The following is a 19,824-nucleotide window of genomic DNA, read 5'->3' as shown; positions in this document are numbered from 1 at the left end:
GGTCCAGCATCATAACAGAAGGTTAAACTATCCGCTGGCCCCAGTTCTTTAATGAGTTTACGAATCGCAGCAGGTGTGTGAGCGATGGTGCCGTAGTATCGCGGCGCCTCGCGCCCAGCATCCGCGATAGCAACGGAAATTTTTTCTTTGGAGACATCTAAACCGACGTATTTTGTGGCAGAATGCATAGTAGCAGCTCCTTTTGCTTGTAGCTCTGAAAATGGTGTGTTGATACTCTCCATTTTTAACCTACGACTTGAAGCAAATACGGGGCTGTTTTTGTTTTACGTTCATCATAGCTAGAGTGACAAGGTGTTGCCGTACGGCATTATCTCCGAGTATCGCTCCTATTCAGATTATTTTCGACTAACTGGCCGCCCCAGCCGAGCTATCGCGCTTCGTTAGTCGAATTATTAGATTCGACTCCAAGGGGACCAACTCAAACTCAGCGTGCTCCGGCCTGCGGCGGAATGAAATCGTCAGCCCTTTTCTGCCAATGGAAAAAGAGCCGCCCCGGACCCCCGGAGCGGCTCAATCTTCACACCTTTATTTCGTTACCGCAGCCTTGCCGTTCTTCACGTCCAGCACGGCGCTGTGGATTCGGTCGAACAGATCTTCCAGCTGCTCTTCCTCCATGCAGGAGAAGGCGACGCGAAGATCGGTCTGGCCGAGGGCGATCGTCCCGACTCCGTACTCTTCGAGCAGGCGCTGGCGAACGGCCTCCGCGTCCACGGTCTCTAGCCTCAGGCACATGAAGTAACCGGAGTTGAACGGATAATAGCTCCATTCGCTGCCGTACTTGCCGCTGTCGAGCAGCTCCTTCACGCGGTTGGCCCGTCCCTTCATGATCTGGAACTTCTCGGCTTTCTGAGCTTCGAACTCCGGCGACTTAAGCGCTTCGAGTACGAAGGTCTGCGACGGATGCGGGCCGCTGGAGATCGTCGCGCGGATGATGCCCATCGTCTTCTGCTCAAGAGCCGCAAGCGTGCCGGCGGATTGGCCGCCGTAGGTGATGAAGCCGACGCGGAAGCCCCATACGTATTCTTCCTTGGTGGCGCCGTCGACCTTGACCGGCAGGATGCGCTCGTGCAGGCCGCACAGCTGGCCGAAGAGCGACTCCTTCAGCGAATCTTCGAAGAACAGGCCGAAGTAGGCATCGTCGGTGACGGCGACGACGTTGATGCCGGCTTCCGCGGCTTCCTGGATGGCGGCGACGATCGCGCGGCCGTCTTCCGCGTTCGGCGTGTAGCCCGTCGGGTTGTTCGGGAAGTTGAGCAGCACGATCGCTTTGCCCTTGCTCTTCTGAGCGAGCAGGGCGTCGCGCAGGCCGGCGGCGTTGAAGCGATTCTGTTCGTTGTAGAGCGGGTATTCGACCATGACGGTGCCGCGGCGAATGCCGAAGGTCAGCTCGTAGTTCTCCCAGTTCTTCTCCGGAAGCACGACGGAATCTCCGGCGTCGGCGAACAGGTCGGCCACGACGCTAAGGCCGTGGGTCAGGGCGTTGGTCACGATCGGAAGGCTGATGGCCTTGCCGACGACGGAAGGGTTCTCCTTCAGCATCTTGTCGCGCCATACCGTGCGCAATTCGGGTTTGCCCGCAGGGGGCGCATATTCGTAAATGTCCTTAGGATTGTAGGCGGACAGATTATCCTGAATGACGCGCAGGTGCATCGGCGTTCCGTTCTCGGTCGCGATTCCGATAGTTGCGTTGTACACTTTCGCCTTCTGTTTGGCTTCGGCGCTTTGGCTCAGAATGCCGTCCTTAGGGAAATAAATCTGACGCCCGATACCGGACAACATCTCGGCGATACGCGGGTTCTCCCGCTGGATGGTGTCGTTCAACTGCTGTGCCAGGGAATTCATTACTGTCGCTTCCTTCCACCAGATCATGTTATGGCGCTTGAATGGGATACGCCGTTCGTTCGGAGTTATTATACACTATTGGGGAAGGAGCGTCACCGGATTGTGGGCTTTTTCACGATCAGAATTTCCGATGGGCGGTTCATTCTTCTTGCCGCTTCGAAGAAGGGTGGCGGGCGATCATCTCCTCGATCGTTCTCGGATCGCCGGGAAGATTACGCTCGGTCAGACCGTCCAACACTTGCTTCAGCCGGCGGTCGGGCAAGTGCTGGCCGAACTTGAACTTCCCGCTCATCTCCTCGATGTCCAGCCGCATCACCGCCACTCCTTTTAAAGAAGCAACGTATTTGGGATCTTCCGCGTCGATCGGGGCATGCCCTCCCTCCGGCTGCATGGAACGAAGCAGAGCTCCGAGAGCTTTCGCCTTCTCGCCGGGATCCTCCACCTGCTCGATTCGGCCCCTCATCCGGACGGAGCGGAAAAAGACGGTTGCCGGGCAAGCCAGATACGGATCGCTGAAGTAAGAGGGGATAAAAGCATGGGATTCATAGACGACGAATTCCGCTCTCGGGTCGGCCGCGATTCCTTTCATTTTCTCCCCGTGCTTGCTTCCGTGGAAGTAAGCCGAACCATCGAGATAGGCATAATTCAAGGGAACGGCCTTCGGCCAGCCGTCCTCTCCGGTGAACGTCAGCACCCCGTCGTGCCGCTCCCGCAGGAACGGCTCGCAGTCCTCTTCGATCGGCACCTCGAATTCTTTTCTGCGCATAGGAAACTCCCCCTGGTTGAAGTAAATTTTTTTATCAGTTTAGAGGGTTAATTGACAAACAAAAAGATCCAATTATGATTAAAATTAATAGGCCATTCAAGGGAGTCATCGAATGTGTTTCAAATTCCGTACGAGACGCGCTTAAAGGAATGCGGCAGCAAGCACCTGGCTCTATACCTATCGCTTAGGGACGGCATCTCGTCCGGTCTGCTTCAGCCGGGCGCGCGGCTGCCTTCGACGCGGCAGCTGGCCGAGCTGTACCACCTGTCTCGCGGCAGCGTCAGTCTCGCCTACGAGATGCTGGCGGCGGAGGGGTACGTGCGCACGGGAATCGGTCAGGGAACGTTCGTCGCCGGACGGCAGGGCCAATCCTCTCTCACCGGATCGGAAGAGAGGAAAGCCCAGCCGGAACAATCGGAGTCCGGCCCTCCGAAGCCGGCTTTATCCGCATGGGGCAGGCGGGTCACTCAGGGCACGGGGCGAAGCGGAGCGGCGGCTTCGAAAGCTGCGAAGGCTGTTTCCGGAAACGAAGGCGTCTCGTTCGTGCCTCGGGGAATCGGGGAGAAAGGGTTCCCCTGGATGGAGTGGAAGTCCGCCGTCTCGGCGCAATGGAGGAAGCTGGGTTCCATCGCGGACAACGGCTGGACAACCGAGGGCAGCGACCGGCTCAGACGGGTGATCGCCGACAGGCTGGGAAGAGAGAGGGGCATTCGCTGCTCTTCCGACGATATCGTCATTACGGGCGGGTCCATGCAGGCGATCGCCATCCTGTCCCAGTTGCTCCTGGAGGAGGGGCGGACGGCCGTCGTAGAGAATCCGGGATACCATGGGATCCGTTCCGCCGTCTACGCGACCGGCGCGGCGCTTCATCCCGCCGAGGTGGACGAGGAAGGAATCATCCCGCAGGACTGGGATGCGCAGCTGCTCTTCGTGACGCCGACCCGGCAGTTCCCGACCGGCGCGGTGCTTCGGCTGGAGCGCCGCCTGGAGCTGCTGCAATGGGCGGCAAGGCGGGGCACTTGGATCGTGGAGGACGATTACGACAGCGATTTTCGCTGGGGCGGGCGCCCGATCGAGCCGCTGAAGTCGCTGGATAAGGAGGGGAGAGTCGTCTATGTGGGCAGCTTCTCCCGAACGATGCGCTCCGAGGTCCGAATCGGGTACGCGGTGCTTCCGGAAGCCCTGCGCGCTTGCTTTATCCAGGCGAAGCGGCTTTACGATCCTTATCCGGAGGGCATCGCGGAACAGAACGCGCTGGCCGATTGGATCGCGGACGGCGGGTACGATCGTCACCTGAGGCGGATGAGGCGGGTCTTCCATAAACTGCAGGAGCGCCTGCGGCTAGGGCTGGGAGAGCGGCTTGCGGAACTTTTCGAGATCGTTCCTTCGGATGCGGGCTTGACCCTTTTTGCTTATTGGAGAGGCAATGAGGAGAGCTATAAGCTTCTGCAAGAGAAGAGCAAGCAGCTTGGAGCCGTCTGGCAGGACGGGAAGAAATACGCCATGGCGGACGGCAAGCGGCGTCCGTCCGCACTGTTCGGATTCGCTCATCTGGACGAGAAGGAGATCGATCTGGGCATCGCCCGAATCGGGGCGGCAGCCGGAGAGCTTGGCCTTATCCCTCACAATGATCAAGGAGGCAGCAACCATGCTTAACGTAACGCCGGAATCGTTCCATCTACTTCCCTACTTCGCCAAGACCGTCTGCGAACCCGGCTGGAAGTGGCAGAAACGCGAGAAGCCGCTGGCCAACTACGATCTCTTCTATGTATGGAGCGGCGAAGGAGAGGTCATCTTGAACGGCATCTCTTACGACGTCGGCAAGGGCAGCTGCTTCCTGTTCAGGCCGGGAGACCACACGAGCGCGACGCACAATCCCCAGAAGCCGCTCGTTCTGACCTATATTCACTTCGATGTGACGGAGCCGGTCGAGACGATTCCGGAACGCTACCGGATGCTTGGCGACTCGATCGAATTCGAGAATCTTCTATCTCGCTACATTAGGCTGTACTTGGTGGAGACGTTCGCGGCGGATATCGAGGCGAGGCTGATTCTGAAGCAGGCGATGATCCATCTGCTCCGGGGCGACCGCAACGAGCCCATTGAACGCAAAGCGAGCAACCAGCTGACCGAGAGCATCCACGAGGTTGCCAATTACATTCGCCAGCATCCGGGCATCCAGCATCGGGTAGACGATCTGGCCGCCCGGGCGGGCTTAAGCTCCCGCTACTTCTCGATCAAGTTCAAGGAGCTGATCGGCACGTCGGTGCAGACCTACATGATCCGAACCCGGATCGAGCGGGCGCAGCACCTGCTGCTTCACGCGGGGATGAACGTAACCGAGGTGGCCGATACGCTCGGCTATCGGGACATCTTCTTCTTCAGCCGGCAGTTCAAGCAATATACGGGGAAAAGTCCGTCCGAGCTTCGCTGACCCGGCGAGCAACTCGATTGTATTTAAGCTCACATTATTCGCGCACATTAAAGAACCCATTATCCCAGCGTCTCAGGACTGTCGCTTGAAGCTTGATCGCGACTGCTCTGATCGAAGGGGATAATGGGTTTTTGCGCTCGTTTGTTTAACAATGGATGTCGTTCGTAAGTTGTACAGCCTTATTCGGCTTCCGTCGATCTTAGCACGCCTAGCCTCTGTCCCATCCGCACCTTGTCGCCGATTCCGAGCCCTTCATACTCCTTGCAAGTGCCGTTCTCCGCCAGAAGAACGACCGTGGAGCCGAACTCGAAGTACGCGAGCTCTTGGCCGGGTTCCAGCTGCTTGGGCAGCGGTTGAACGTACTGAATGCTGCTCACGTTGAGGGCTCCGACCTTCACGACGGCGATCTCGCCTTCCTCGTGGCGGATATAGGTGATCATCCTCTCGTTGCGGGAGAGCACCCTTCTCAAGCAGGTGAGCCCGAACTCGTTGACGGGATACACGCGGCCGGGAATATGCTCGCTCTCGACGATCGTGCCGGAACAGGGGGAATGAATGCGATGATAATCCGTGGGGCTGAGGTACAGCACCCAGAAATATCCCTGTTCATAATGGCCGCTGCGCGGAGAGTTGTTCAGCAATTCGTCCAGCGTATAATCCTGCCCCTTCACGCGGAGCAGCACGCCGTCTTTGATCACGCCGCAGGCGGTGATCAGCGCATCGACGGGACTGATCAAAGCACTCTCCGTCCGATCGATCGGACGGGCTCCGGGCTTCAAGCGCCTTGTGAAGAAGTCATTCAAGGACGCGTATTCCTGCAGGCCCTTCTCCGCTTCTTCGACGGGAATGCGGTAAAGCGTCGCGAACCTGGGGATGAAGCGCCGACTGAACGAGGACTTGGCAAGCCGTCCCGTCATGCGGGAGACGAACTTGCGCGAAGACAGCTCGGTCATGGAGCGCATTAGCCAACGATTCATGCGCCTGGCCACTCCTTCTTTCTAATCCGTCGTACGTCATTATAGCCATACGATCGTCCCTAAGTGTGACACATCGGAAGCAAAAGTTCAATATCAGGATAGAAGCCGTGAGCGTTCGTCCTTCTTTCGTGTATCCTAGCATAGAAATCCGCGCAGAGGAGAGAACCGGGTTGCACAAAGTCGTCTTCGTCACTCCGGGAGCCTATCCGGTTCCTTCGCCAAGCGGCGGATCGGTCGAACGGGTCGTGGAGAAAATCGTGCCGCTGCTTCAGCCATCCATCGAGGCGAGAATCTACGGGAGGAAGGGGCTCGGCCTTTCGTCGAGAGGGCTTCTGCACGGCGTCGTCTGCGAACGCTTCCCCGTACGGTCCCCGGCAGGATACTGGAGCCGGGTTACGGAACGCATCCGCGATTATCGGCCGGACCTGATCCAGGTCGAGAATCGGCCTCGCATGGTGTTAAGGATGAGAAAAGAATTCCCCCGAGCGAGGATCTGGATGAATCTTCACTCCAATACGTTCCTTATTAAACCCTATATGAAGGATAGCCGGACGCTGACGGCCAGCGTAAAGGCGGCGGACCGGATTATCGTGAACAGCCGTTTTCTTCGGGATTTCGTGATTCGCAAAGCTCCGCAAGCGGCCGACAAGATCGGCATCGTGAATCCAGGGGTGGATCCCGGCCGCTTCTGCTTGCCCTACGGAGACTTGGAGAGAGAAGCGCGCGGATGGTGCGACCGCCGGATCGTGCTCTACATGGGCAGGCTGATTCCGCTGAAGGGAGTCCATCACTTGCTTGCGGCGCTTCCCGAACTCATTCGGCGGGTTCCGAACGTGCTTGTCGTCATCGTGGGAAGCCCCTTCTACGGTTCTTCCCGCACGACGGCCTACAGCCGGGAGCTGCGCCGAATGGCGAAGCGGTACTCGTCCTATGTGCATTTTCATCCGTACGTGCCTTACGATGAGGTTCCGCTTTGGTATTCTCTGGCGGACGTCACGGTCGTGCCGTCGGTTCGGCGCGAAGCGTTCGGATTGGTGAACGTCGAGGCGATGGCGGCCGGATTGCCGGTCGTGGCCACCCGAATCGGCGGGATGCCGGAGATCATACAGGACGGAATTACGGGTTTCCTCATCCCTGTCGAGCGCGCTCCTATCGAGCTGGCCGACCGGCTGTCGCTGCTTCTGAACCAGGAGGAACTAAGGCAGGAGATGGGGAGAAGAGGGCAGGAGCGGGTACGGGAGCAGTTCACCTGGGAGCATTCGGCGGCTAGCTGGCTGAAGGAATGGAGCGAATTCTTGGCAGGACATGATAGTTAGCAGAATCCGGGGTCTCCGTTCCCCGGTTTTTTTTATTTGTGCAATCTCATAATGTTAGTTATTTAACATATATGTTAGATAACTAATAATAGTAAATAGAAAACAAATAAGTGACATTACGATTGCTTTGGCTTATAATCCCAAATGTAAGCGCATTCCAATAAAAAGGAGGATCGTTTACAGGTATAAAGTTTCGGTTTTGTTAGTCTGCTGTTGGATTTTCGACTTTCGATACCCCAAACGGAGGAGAGATTGAACTTGAGAACCCACGTATTAGCGAACCGAACGGCGTTACTGCTGCTTTGTTTGATGCTAGCCGCGTATGCTTTTCCTTATGCCAAATCAGCGGGAGCTGCAACCACGGGCTTCTATGTAAGCGGTACCAAATTAAAAGACGCCAACGGCAACAACTTCGTCATGCGAGGCGTCAACAATCCGCATATCTGGTACGACTCCCAATCCTATTCCGCGCTTGCCGACATTGCGGCGAAGGGCGCGAACGCGGTGCGGATCGTGTGGTCGACGAGCGGAACCGCTAGCCGGCTGCAGCAGATCATCGACCGCTGCAAGGAACTGCATATGGTCGCCATCGTGGAGCTTCACGACGTGACCGGAAGCAACGATGCCAGCCGCTTAAACGATATGGCAGCCTACTTCACCCAAAGCGCCGTGAAGACGGTTATCAACAACAACACCAAATACGCGCTCGTGAACATCGCCAACGAGTGGGGCGGCAACGACTTGTCCGATACGGCTTGGAGAGACGCATACAAGACCGCGATCTCGACTTTGCGGAACGCGGGCGTGAACAACACGATCGTCGTCGACGCTTCGGGATGGGGACAGAACGCCTCCCCCATCAAGGCCTACGGCAGCGCTTTGCTCAGCCACGATCCCGATCATAATATAATGTTCTCGCTCCATATGTACGGGTCATGGAACGATGCCAGCCGAATCGGAACCGAGCTTCAAGCCATCCAGAATCTGGGCCTTGCCGTCATGATCGGAGAATTCGGCTACAACTACAACAACGGCAACAACAATCTCGGCACCACGGTTAACGCGCAGGAGGTCATGAACCAGGCCCAATCCAAGGGAATCGGGTATCTGGCGTGGTCATGGACGGGCAATGATTCCTCGAATGCCTGGCTGGATCTGGCGAGCAGCTCCGACTGGAAAACATTGACCTCGTGGGGCAACCTCGTCTTCTACGGTACGAACGGAATCGCTTCGACAAGCCAAGCCGCATCCGTGTACGGCTCAAGCGCGGGAACGGGTTCATCCACCGTCCTGTACAGCTTCGAATCGGGCACGCAAGGATGGACGGGCATCGGCGTCTCCGGCGGTCCATGGACGACAAACGAGTGGTCGGCCAACGGGAGCCAATCGCTAAAGGCGGACGTCATGCTGGGCGGCGGTCCTTACTATCTGGCCTATGCCGGTTCGAGCAACCTCAGCGGCAAGACGACCTTGAAGGCCACGGTCAAGCATGCGGCATGGGGAAATGCGGGCAGCGGTTTGCAAGCCAAGCTGTACGTCAAGACCGGTTCCTCCTATGCCTGGTCGGACGGAGGCACCGTCAACATCAATTCTTCGTCCGGTACGGCCCTGACTCTCTCGTTATCGTCGATAGCAAACTTAAACGACGTCAAGGAGATCGGCATTCAATTCCTTGCCCCGTCGGGCAGCAGCGGCCAGAGCGCGGTTTATGTGGACAACGTGACGGTTCAATAACAGAGCAAAAAAAGCAAGAGACCTGCTTCGTTACGGCAGGTCTCTTGCTTTTTTATTTTTACAGTCCGGCGAAAGTGGAGTACAGCAGATAAACGTTGAGGATGACGATAGCGACGGTAACGGTCCAAGCGATCGCCTTCAGCCAAGGAGGGTTCACGAACTCGCCCATCTTCTTCTTGCTGGAAGTGAACTTCACCAGAGGCACGACGGCGAAGCTGAGCTGCATGGACAGGATAACCTGGCTGAGGATGAGCAGATCGGTGGCGCCTTTGTCGCCGGAGAGCGCGATGACAATGACCGCCGGAATGATGGCGATCATCCGGGTGATCAATCGGCGAAGCCAGGACGGCAAGCGAATATTCAGGAAGCCTTCCATGACGATCTGCCCCGCCAGCGTTCCGGTCAAGGTCGAGTTCTGCCCGGAGGCGAGCAGCGCGACTCCGAAGAAGATGGAAGCCAGCGTCGTGCCAAGCAGCGGAGTGAGCAGATCGTAGGCTTCCCCGATGTCTTCGACGTTCGTATGTCCCGTCTGGTGGAAGGCGGCTGCCGAAATAATCAGAATCGCCGCATTAATGAAGAGTGCGAAGAATAAGGCGATCGTGGAATCCCAAGTAGCGAAGCGGATCGCTTGCCTCTTCCCGAGAGCGGTCTGCTCGAATTGTCTCGTTTGAACGATGGAAGAGTGCAGATAAAGGTTATGCGGCATGACGGTCGCGCCCAGAATTCCGATGGCGATATACAGCATCGCCGGATTGCTGACGATTTCGGCTTTGGGAATGAATCCCTTCATGACGTCGCCGACAGCCGGCTGGGACATGATGAGTTCGGCCGCGAAGCAGAAGCCGATAATGGCGATAAGAGCGATGACGAAAGCTTCCAGGTACCGGAAGCCTTTGTTCTGCAGGAACAGGATAAGCAGAACATCGATTGAGGTTAGGATGACGCCGTAGATAAGCGGTATCCCGAACAGAAGGTTGAGCGCGATAGCGGCTCCGATAACCTCGGCCAGATCGCAAGCGGCGATGGCCAGCTCGCACAGAATCCACAGGACGAACGATACGGGCTTGCTGTAGTGGTCGCGGCACGCTTGCGCCAAGTCCCGGCCCGTCACGATGCCCAGCTTGCCGGCGAGAGCCTGCAGCACGATAGCCATCAGGTTAGATAAGAGAATGACGGAGAGAAGGGTATAGCCGAACTTGGAGCCTCCCGCGATATCGGTCGCCCAGTTGCCCGGATCCATGTATCCGACGGCCACCATGTAGCCGGGACCGACGAAAGCCAGGAATTTGCGGAACGTAGAACCGTTCTTCGGTATCCGGAGCGAGCGGTGAGACTCGGGCAGCGAAGGCTGATGCTGTTTTTGCCGCCAGCCTGACGAGTTGGTGCCCGTAACCATGAGATCATCTTGCATGGGAATCACCTCGGTGTTATTAAAAAGTTGTTCTTATCAATCAATTTGGCATGTGTGCCATAAAGTTTCCTTAGGGCAAAACATCTGGTTGGTATTACTATACGCCCGACCCTCTGAAAAGTAAACCACAATTTCGAGAAATTCCATCCGTGTCGCGCCCATGGGTGAATGTGCATATGATACGTTAGATTTTCATGCTGGGAAGGAGAGGAACATGAAAAAGGGCAAAACGAAAAAGTCCTCGAACACTAGGCGGCCGCTGTACATCGTAGACGATCCGAATCGCATGGAGCTGCAATGGCTGGACGATATATCGAAGAAGCAATCCAAGCCGATCAGCGTACACGGAGCTGCCGTCGCCGAGTCTCCGTCGGGCAAGACGGCTCGCAGCGCCGACAAGGCGGGGCATGAGGCGGATTCGGCCCAGGGAGCGGCGGACATCGGGAACGAGAACGTCTCGGAACCGCGCGCGGAATCCGTCGCAACGGAGGAGCCGCAACCGTCATCCGGCGAGGAGAGGCTGGCCGAAGCGCTTGCAAGCGCCGAAGAGATCGTTGCCGTTGTCGATGCGGCAGACAAGCAAATCGCGGAGTACACCGAGGCATTGGCGGAGATCATCGAGCCTACCCGTTCGCCAACGCGCGAACCGGAACCCCAACCCGCTCAGAAAGCGGAACCGCAGCCTGAGCAGCAGCCGGAACGGAAGCTTGAACAGGCGTCCGAGCCTGCTGTCGCCGAGGCCGAGAACGCGGAACGGACGGCGGAATCGCAATGGGCGGACGAGAGAGAAGAGCGGCATTGGCGGCACCAGAAGCTGGCGGAGAAGCGCATTCCGACCCGCCCTGCTCCCATTGTCTATACCGACGATCTCGCCGACGAATCGGTCACGATCGACAAGTTGGCGCCTTTCGCCGTAGGTCCCAACAATCTGGCGGCCGAATCGGTTACGACGGAGGCTCTTGCGGATTTCTCGGTTACCTCTATCAAGCTGGCCGACGGTTCTATCACTTCCTCCAAGTACGCTCCCGAATCGATTACGGGAGAACACTTGACCAAGAACTCGATCTCCGGCCAGAAGATCCGAGATCGTTCCATTACCGGAGAGAAGCTGAGAGACGGCAGCGTGTCCTCCGAGAAGCTGGCGGACCGGACGATCAGCGCCGACAAGATTGCCGAAGGCTCTATCCAAGCCAAGCATCTTAGTTTATCCATTATCACTTCCGACCTACTCAAGGATCAGTCCGTGACCTCGGACAAAATCCGCAGCGGAACGATCCGCAGAGAGAATCTGTCCAACGAAGTCATCGACACCTCCAAGCTGGCGGATGAAGCGGTCACGACTTCGAAACTGCGGGACGGTTCCATCCAGTCGCAGAAGCTGGCTCCGGAAGCGATCGATTCGACTCACTTGAAGCAAGGCATCATTCTTGCCGACCATGTGGCGATAGGTTCCTTGCAGGGAAAGCATCTCGCTCCGCAAGCCGTTCTCTCCGAAAATATAGCCGATGGCGCGATAGGAACGACCGAGCTGGCCGAACGCGCGGTCACCGGAAGCAAGCTGGCGCGGGAATCCGTCGACACGGAGCATCTGCGCCCATCGGCCATTCGAGGAGACCATCTCGCCGACGATTCCGTTGACAGCCGCCATCTGACGGCCGGATCGATAACGGCGAGCAAGCTGGCGGAGCAGTCCGTTACGACGATCAATCTGGTGGAGCATGCCGTTACCTCCTCCAAGATAGCGGACCAGAGCGTCGTCTCCGGCAAGATCGGAGACGAGGCGATCCAAGCCAGACACCTGGCGAAGGGTAGCATCCTGAACGACAAGCTGGCCGACCATTCGATCGAACGGCGCCATCTGACGGAAGGGCTCCTCGAAGGCAGGCACCTGACGAATCGTTCCATCTCCAGGGAACACCTGCAAGACGGCATCATCGGGACCGGCCAGCTGGCCCCCGAGTCGGTGACGCGCAAGCAGATCGTCGAAGGGGCGATCGGCTCGGGCCAACTGGCGCAGGGAGCGGTCAAGTCCGCCCAGATCGCGGACGGATCCATCCTGACCCGCCATCTGGCGAACGGTTCGGTTCGGACCCCGCATCTTGCCGAGGACAGCGTGACCCATGACAAGCTGGCGGCGGGCAGCCTGAGACCGGTTCACTTCGGAGAGGATTCGGTCAAGGGAGAGGCGATCGCCAGACAGGCGATCGAGAGCCGGCATATTCGGCCCGGCGCGATCACGCCGGCCCATCTGGCGGAATCGTCCGTCGGCACTTCCGCTCTGCAAGGGGAGTCGGTCACTTCGGAGATTCTGGCGCCGGGCTCGGTCGGCGAGCGGCAGCTGGGCGTGAGGTCTGTTTTCTCCCATCACCTGACGGACCACTTGATTACTTCCCTTAAGCTGTCTCCGGAGAGCGTATCGACGGATAAGCTGGCAGACCAATCCGTTACGACCGTGAAGCTGGCGGATCAGAGCGTGACGGCTTCCAAGCTTGGCGCAGGTTCGGTCGGGCGGAGCGCATTGGCCCCCAACTCGGTCACGGAGGATACGCTGTCCGAAGGAGCCGTCGGCGCCAAGCAGCTGAAGAGAGGCGCCGTGAAGTCGGACCATCTGGCGGCGGACAGCGTTCATACCGATGCTATCGCGAAGAACGCGATCGCCTCGGAAGCCATCCAGGAAGGCGCCGTAACGAATAAGCATCTGGCCGTCGAATCCGTAGAGAGCCGGCATCTGACCGCCCAATCCGTGCTAGGCTTCCATCTGTCCGAGGACAGCATACGCGAACCGCATCTGACGAGCGGCTCGGTCAGCCATGCCAAGCTGACGGATTTGAGCGTCGGCGAACGCAACCTGCAGCCTCGTTCCGTCGGCGAGAAGCACCTTGCGGCCGATTCGGTCTCTTCCTCGCAGCTTCAAGAGCTCAGCGTAGGCTCGGAGCATGTGAAGGACGGAGCGATCGGACAGCAGCACCTGGCGGACCAGAGCGTGAACGAGTCCGCCCTGGCGGACGGAGCGGTCGGCGAGCGGCATCTGATGGACGGAAGCGTCACTCTCCAGAAGCTGTCCGCGGGCAGCGTAGGAAGCGAACATCTTCTGCTGGAATCGGTTGGCGGCAAGCACCTCAAGCCGGATTCGGTGCAGGGCTATCACATTCGCAAGGGTTCGGTGTCGATCTCCCATCTGGCCCCGGATATGTTCGCCCTCGCCAAGCTGGCTGAGCGTAGAATCGATTCGGAACGAATCGAGCCGGCGGCGGTCTCGACCGTACACATTCGTGATGAATCGATCACCGAGGATAAGCTGGCTTCGGGCAGCATCAGCGACGACAAGCTGGCGACCGGGGCGGTAGTCACCGACAAGCTGGCGGATCGCAGCGTGACGGAACAGAAGCTCAGAGACGAGTCGGTCTCCAGCGACAAGCTGGCGGACGGCAGCGTAACGGAGAGCAAGCTGGGCATGGGTGCGGTTGCCGAGAGAGCCCTCGCGGAAGGAGCCGTGACGGAATCCAAGCTGGCGGCAAGCAGCGTAACGCCCGATAAGCTGGCGGACGGCAGCGTCATTGCCTCGAAGCTCGGGCAGAACTCGGTCACCGGCGATAAGCTGGCGGACGGCAGCGTTACCGAGTCGGCCCTCGCCGAAGGGGCTGTCACGAGCGGCAAGCTGGCAGACGGTCAAGTGACGGAAGCGAAGCTCGGTTATGCTTCGGTAACCGTCTCGAAGCTGGCGGATGCATCCGTGACCGAAGAGAAACTGGCAAACGGAGCGGTCTCCGAAGGAAGGCTGGCCGACGAAGCCGTCTCCTCCCGGGCTCTGGCGGACGGAGCGGTGACCGAGCCGAAGCTGGAAGACAGCATCGTGACGGAGCGGAAGCTCGCGGACGGCGCGGTTACGGCGGAGAAGCTCGCGGACAGCAGCGTAACGGCGTCGAAGCTGGCTCATGGCAGCGTGACGGAAGACGCCCTTGCCTACGGAGCGGTCAATACCGTACAGATCGCGGAGATGTCGGTGATCGAGACGAAGCTAGCCGATCTGGGCGTGACGGAGCGGAAACTGGCGGACGGAGCCGTAACGGAGCGGAAGCTGGCGGATGGGGCGGTCTCCGAGCGCAAGCTGGCGGACGGAGCGATAACGGAGAGCAAGCTTGCGGCCGAATCGGTGACGACGGATAAGCTCGCCGAAGGAGCGGTGACCGAGCAGCAGCTGCAGGATGGCAGCGTGTCTCTCGGCAAGCTGTCGACGAGCCTGATGCACTATATTACTTTCGCGGGGAGCCCCGTTACGGAAGAGAGATTGGCTAAGGCAAGCGTAACGGCCGAGAAGCTTGCCGCGAATAGCGTAGGCTCCGAAGCGCTGGCGGAAGGGGCGGTGACTTCCGGCAAGCTGGCCGAACAGTCGGTCGGCACGGAGCAATTGGCCGCGGGAGCCGTCACGGCCGAGAAGCTTGCCGTTCGCAGCGTGAGCTCCTCCCATCTGCTAGCGGGTTCTATCGAATCGCATCACATCGGCGAGCAAGAAGTCGTGTCCGCGAACCTGGCGGACGGCAGCGTAATGACGGAGAAGCTGGCGGACGGCAGCGTGAACGGCGCGAAGCTTGCGTTGGGCAGCGTTAGGACCGAACACCTGCAGGATTACAGCATCGAAGGGAATAAGCTGGCGGAAGGCAGCGTGGATGCCCGAATTCTCGCGAATGGAAGCGTCGACGGTTCGAAGCTGGCGGAAGGCAGCGTTGGCTCGGCGCATCTGGCCGATGGCAGCATCGAGGGACGGAAGCTTGCGGACGGCAGCATCGACGGATCCAAGCTGAAGGACGGCAGCATCGGCGCCGCGCTTCTCGCGGATGGAAGCGTGCAGGCTTGGCATCTGGCTGAAGGCGGCATCGATGCCTCCAGGTTAGCAGCCGGTTCGGTGGGTTCTGCGCAGCTGGCGGACGGCAGCGTTCAAGCTTGGCACTTGGCGGAAGGCAGCGTGGACGGGTCGAAGCTGAGCCCGGGCAGCATCGGGGCCCTTCAGCTTGCCGATCGAAGCGTCAACTTCTGGCATCTCGCAGAAGGCAGCATCAGCGCGCATCAACTGGCGGAAGGCAGCGTGGACGGGGCTAAACTTGCCGAGGGCAGCGTAAGCAATAGGCACTTGGGCGAAGGCAGCGTCGGCTCGCGTCAGTTGGCGGAAGGCAGCGTGGACGGAACGAAGCTGGCGGCTGGCAGCGTAAGCGGCTGGCATCTGCAGGATGGCAGTATCGGGTCGCAACAGTTGGCGGACGGCAGCGTGAACGGAGCAAAGCTGGCGGCTGGCAGCGTGAACGGCTGGCATCTCGATGAAGGCAGCGTCGGCTCGCGGCAATTGGCGGACGGAAGCGTGGACGGAGCGAAGCTGGCCGCGGGAAGCGTGAGCGGCTGGCATCTGGGGGATGGCAGCATCAGCTCGCAGCAATTGGCGGACGGCAGCGTGAACGGGTTGAAAATAGCGGCGGGAAGCGTGAGCGGCTGGCATCTGGTCGACGGTACGATCGAGTCGCAGCAGCTGGCGGACGGCAGCGTGAACGGTGCGAAGCTGGCGGCTGGCAGCGTGAGCGGCTGGCATCTGGGAGAAGGGATTGTCGGAGAAGCGGCTCTGGCTAACGGCGCGATATCCGCGGAGAAGCTGGCCAAGGGCTCGGTGCAAGCGGAGCAGTTGGGGAACGGCAGCGTTACTGCGGAGAAGCTTTCTCCCGAGCTGCTTGATCTTATCTCCGGTACGGTCGACTCTGCGATCGTGCTCACGGAGGCGGTCGTCACTTCGGAAGCGCTGGCGAATCAGAGCGTGACGAACGAGAAGCTTGCGACCCGGAGCGTCTCCTCGAAGAACATCCAGGTGTTCAGCATTGGCCAGGAGCATCTGGCGGCAGGGGCCGTCACGGCGGAGAAAATCTCGATCAACAGCGTAAGTTCCTCCCATGTGATCTCCGGCTCCATTCTCTCCAAGCATCTTGCGGCGAATAGCGTGGACGGCACCAAGCTGCAAGCGGGCAGCGTAGGCGCAGAGCAATTAGCCGATGGCAGCGTCAGCGGCGCGAAGCTTCAAGCAGGCAGCGTGGGTAGCGACCAGTTGCAGGACGGATCGGTGACTTCGGCAAAGCTGGCGCTCGGCTCGGTCGGTTACGAGCAGTTGGCAAATGACGGCATTGGCGGCGAAAAGCTTCGGTCGGGCAGCGTAAGTACGGATCAGTTGGCGGATGGCAGCGTCAGCATTGCGAAGCTTCAAGCAGGCAGCGTGGGCGCAGAACAACTGCAGGACGGATCGGTGACATCGGCTAAGCTGGCATACGGTTCGATCGGTTATGAGCAGTTGGCGGATGGCAGCGTGAGCGGAGCGAAGCTTCAGTTGGGCAGCGTAGGAAGCGACCAACTGCAGGATGGATCAGTAACTTCAGCTAAGCTGGCATACGGCTCGATCGGTTATGAGCAGTTGGCGGATGGCAGCGTGAGCGGAGCGAAGCTTCAGTTGGGCAGCGTAGGAAGCGATCAACTGCAGGACGGATCAGTAACCTCGGCAAAGCTGGCGCTCGGCTCGGTCGGTTACGGACAGCTGGCAAATGACAGCATTGGCGGCGAAAAGCTTCGTTCGGGCAGCGTAAGTTCGGATCAGTTGGCGGACGGCAGTGTCGGCGTGGCGAAACTGCAAGCAGGCAGCGTGGGCGCTGACCAACTGCAGGACGGCAGCGTGAGCGGAGCGAAACTTCAAGCAGGCAGCGTAGGAAGCGACCAACTGCTGGATGGCTCGGTGACCTCGGCAAAGCTGGCGCTCGGCTCGGTCGGGTACGGACAGCTGGCAAATGACAGCATTGGCGGCGAAAAGCTTCGTTCGGGCAGCGTAAGTTCGGATCAGTTGGCGGACGGCAGCGTGAGCAGCGCGAAGCTTCAGTTGGGCAGCGTAGGAAGCGACCAACTGCTGGATGGATCGGTAACTTCGGCAAAGCTTGCATACGGCTCGGTCGGTTTTGAGCAGTTGGCGGACGGCAGCGTCAGCGGCGCGAAGCTTCAGGCAGGCAGCGTAAGCGCTGAACAACTGCAGGACGGATCGGTCACCTCGGCTAAGCTGGCACACGGCTCGATCGGTATTGAGCAGTTGGCGGACGGCAGCGTCAGCGGGGAGAAGCTCCAAACAGGCAGCGTAAGCGCTGAACAACTGCAGGATGGATCGGTGACCTCGGCTAAGCTGGCATACGGCTCGATCGGTATAGAGCAGTTGGCGGACGGCAGCGTCAGCGGAGCGAAGCTCCAAGCAGGCAGCGTGGGAAGCGACCAACTGCAGGATGGCAGCGTGAGCGGAGCGAAACTTCAAGCAGGCAGCGTAGGAAGCGACCAACTGCTGGATGGCTCTGTGACCTCGGCAAAGCTGGCGTTCGGCTCGGTCGGTTACGAGCAGTTGGCAAATGACAGCATTGGCGGCGAGAAGCTTCAGTCGGGCAGCGTAGGAAGCGACCAGTTGGCGGACGGCTCGGTAACAGGCGCGAAACTGGCAGGCGGATCCGTAGGCGAAGAACAGCTGGCCGACAACAGCATTTCCGTTCAGAAGCTCTCTACGAGCGTGATCGAATTCTTTGCCAAGGCGGCTACGCCTATCGTCGAGGACCGGCTCTCGAGCGGCAGCATCACGGCGGATAAGATTGCTTCCAGAAGCATTGGAGATGAGCAGATCGCCAACGCCTCCATCGGTGCGGAAAAGTTGAAGGAATTCAGCATCGGGAAGGACCATCTCAAGGCTGCTTCCGTAACAATCGAGAAAATCGCACCCGGAAGCATTAGCTCGTCCCATGTGATTGCCCGTTCCATTCTCTCGCACCACATTAGCGAGAACAGCATTTCGTCTGTGCATCTCGCAAGCGGAAGCGTTGGGGAAGCGCAGCTCGCAGACGGCAGCGTGAGCATCGCGAAGCTGCAGGCAAGCTCAGTAGGAAGCGAGCAGTTGGCGGACGGCAGCGTGAACAGTGCGAAGCTGCAAGCAAGCTCAGTAGGAAGCGAGCAACTGGTGGACGGCAGCGTGAACAGTGCGAAGCTGCAAGCAAGCTCAGTAGGAAGCGAGCAACTGGCGGACGGCAGCGTGAACAGCGCGAAGCTGCAAGCAAGCTCRGTAGGAAGCGAGCAACTGGCGGACGGCAGCGTGAGCAGCGAGAAACTACAAGCGGGCGCGGTAGGAAGCGAGCAACTGGCGGACGGCAGCGTGAGCAGCGCGAAGCTGCAAGCAAGCTCGGTAGGAAGCGAGCAACTGGCGGACGGCAGCGTGAGCAGCGCGAAGCTGCAAGCAAGCTCGGTAGGAAGCGAGCAACTGGCGGACGGCAGCGTGAGCAGTGCGAAGCTGCAAGCAAGCTCGGTAGGAAGCGAGCAGTTGGCAGACGGCAGCGTAAGCAGCGCGAAGCTGCAAGCGAGCGCGGTAGGAAGCGAGCAACTGGCGGATGGCAGCGTGAGCAGCGAGAAACTGCAAGCAAGCTCAGTAGGAAGCGAGCAGTTGGCGGACGGCAGCGTGAGCAGCGCGAAGCTGCAAGCGAGCGCGGTAGGAAGCGAACAGTTGGCGGACGCCAGCGTGAGCATCGCGAAGCTGCAAGCGGGCGCGGTAGGAAGCGAGCAACTGGCGGACGGCAGCGTGAGCAGCGCGAAGCTGCAAGCGGGCGCGGTAGGAAGCGAGCAACTAGCTGACGGCAGCGTGACTGGCGACAAGTTGTCGGACCACTTGATTGATTTTCTGTTGGATCTTCAACAGAATGTCGTTCAACAGAAGAACGAAATCAACCGGTTGGCCCCTTCCGAAGGCAACATCACGAGCAGCCATCTGGCGGACGGCAGCGTCACCAGCTCCAAGCTGAGCGCGGGAAGCGTCGGTGCGGACCAACTGGCCGGCGGCTCGGTAACGAGCGCCCACTTGGCCTTCATGCCGGTGATCGCTTCACAGCCTAACGTATCCTTGCTGTTCGGCAATCAGCCTTACACGTTCCAAGGCGCGACGGAGAGTCTTGAATTGACGGTTGCGTTCGAGCAGCCCTACCCGAACGCTTCGTATGTCATCCTGGCCATGGCGGATCATCCTTCCTGCGCATGCGTCTTGAAGCGGAAGGAACCCGATTGCGCGGTAATCGAGATCGTTCGCACAAGATTCGCTCCGGAGCCTCAAGGGTGGATTCAATGGATTGCGGTTGGGAATAGAGGTTAACGAAACAAACAGCGGCCAAAGAGCATCTTTTCTGGGCCGCTGTTTGGCTTTTTTAGCAATGGAAGACAAACTCCTGGTACATAAGCGGATACTTTCGCTCATGTTTGGATTCGATTCCTTGGCGTGTGCGGCTGCCGAGGCG

General features: G+C 59.1%; 9 protein-coding genes and 1 pseudogene. 5 read left to right on the top strand and 5 right to left on the bottom strand.

What is annotated here, in order from left to right; all coding sequences use genetic code 11:
* From ELR57_RS28400 to ELR57_RS23020, 3 genes and pseudogenes are all read right to left on the bottom strand, one after another.
* Positions 1 to 188: pseudogene (locus ELR57_RS28400) on the bottom strand (IS110 family RNA-guided transposase); the annotation flags it as partial.
* A gap of 358 nt (positions 189 to 546) precedes the next feature.
* Positions 547 to 1,863, bottom strand: a complete 1,317-nt coding sequence (locus tag ELR57_RS23025; RefSeq protein ID WP_126961442.1) for an aminotransferase class I/II-fold pyridoxal phosphate-dependent enzyme — start codon at positions 1,861 to 1,863, stop codon at positions 547 to 549.
* Positions 1,864 to 2,002: 139 nt separating this feature from the next.
* Positions 2,003 to 2,629 carry a pyridoxamine 5'-phosphate oxidase family protein gene (locus ELR57_RS23020; protein ID WP_126961441.1) on the bottom strand — a complete coding sequence of 209 codons (627 nt, stop codon included), beginning with the start codon at positions 2,627 to 2,629 and terminating at the stop codon, positions 2,003 to 2,005.
* Between the two features lie 114 nt (positions 2,630 to 2,743).
* Between ELR57_RS23020 and pdxR the strand changes: the two genes are divergently transcribed.
* Positions 2,744 to 4,285 carry a MocR-like pyridoxine biosynthesis transcription factor PdxR gene (pdxR, locus tag ELR57_RS23015; protein ID WP_126961440.1) on the top strand — a complete coding sequence of 514 codons (1,542 nt, stop codon included), beginning with the start codon at positions 2,744 to 2,746 and terminating at the stop codon, positions 4,283 to 4,285.
* Entirely contained in the window at positions 4,278 to 5,063 is a 786-nt protein-coding gene (locus ELR57_RS23010) for a helix-turn-helix domain-containing protein (RefSeq protein WP_126961439.1), read from the top strand. The genes pdxR and ELR57_RS23010 overlap by 8 nt, the downstream gene beginning before the upstream one ends.
* Before the next feature lie 179 nt (positions 5,064 to 5,242).
* On the opposite strand, the gene asd is transcribed toward ELR57_RS23010, so the two are convergent.
* A complete protein-coding gene (gene asd / locus ELR57_RS23005; protein ID WP_126961438.1) occupies positions 5,243 to 6,040 on the bottom strand; it encodes an archaetidylserine decarboxylase in 798 nt (265 codons plus the stop codon).
* 170 nt (positions 6,041 to 6,210) lie between these two features.
* On the opposite strand from asd, the gene ELR57_RS23000 reads away from it, so the two are divergent.
* Entirely contained in the window at positions 6,211 to 7,356 is a 1,146-nt protein-coding gene (locus ELR57_RS23000) for a glycosyltransferase family 4 protein (RefSeq protein ID WP_126961437.1), read from the top strand.
* A 258-nt stretch (positions 7,357 to 7,614) separates the two neighbouring features.
* Positions 7,615 to 9,090, top strand: coding sequence for a cellulase family glycosylhydrolase (locus tag ELR57_RS28395; protein ID WP_238162658.1), 1,476 nt, complete (start codon positions 7,615 to 7,617; stop codon positions 9,088 to 9,090).
* Between the two features lie 58 nt (positions 9,091 to 9,148).
* Here ELR57_RS28395 and ELR57_RS22990 read toward each other — a convergent pair whose 3' ends face one another.
* Positions 9,149 to 10,501: an Nramp family divalent metal transporter gene (locus ELR57_RS22990; protein WP_126961436.1), complete on the bottom strand. Its 1,353-nt coding sequence runs from the start codon at positions 10,499 to 10,501 to the stop codon at positions 9,149 to 9,151.
* A 214-nt stretch (positions 10,502 to 10,715) separates the two neighbouring features.
* Here ELR57_RS22990 and ELR57_RS22985 point away from each other — a divergent pair, with 214 nt between their 5' ends.
* Positions 10,716 to 19,682 (top strand): WIAG-tail domain, encoded by an 8,967-nt coding sequence (locus ELR57_RS22985; RefSeq protein ID WP_126961435.1) that lies wholly within the window; start codon positions 10,716 to 10,718, stop codon positions 19,680 to 19,682.
* The last annotated feature ends 142 nt before the right edge of the window (positions 19,683 to 19,824 follow it).

This window comes from Cohnella sp. AR92, assembly GCF_003990975.1.
Lineage (GTDB): Bacteria > Bacillota > Bacilli > Paenibacillales > Paenibacillaceae > Cohnella.
This window is presented reverse-complemented; position numbering and strand designations above follow the sequence as displayed.

Excerpts from the sequence above, each read along its gene's own strand:
- ELR57_RS23025 (WP_126961442.1), bottom strand. The coding sequence starts at position 1,863 with ATGAATTCCCTGGCACAGCAGTTGAACGACACCATCCAGCGGGAGAAC.
- ELR57_RS23020 (WP_126961441.1), bottom strand. The coding sequence starts at position 2,629 with ATGCGCAGAAAAGAATTCGAGGTGCCGATCGAAGAGGACTGCGAGCCG.
- ELR57_RS23010 (WP_126961439.1), top strand. The coding sequence starts at position 4,278 with ATGCTTAACGTAACGCCGGAATCGTTCCATCTACTTCCCTACTTCGCC.
- asd (WP_126961438.1), bottom strand. The coding sequence starts at position 6,040 with ATGAATCGTTGGCTAATGCGCTCCATGACCGAGCTGTCTTCGCGCAAG.
- ELR57_RS22990 (WP_126961436.1), bottom strand. The coding sequence starts at position 10,501 with ATGCAAGATGATCTCATGGTTACGGGCACCAACTCGTCAGGCTGGCGG.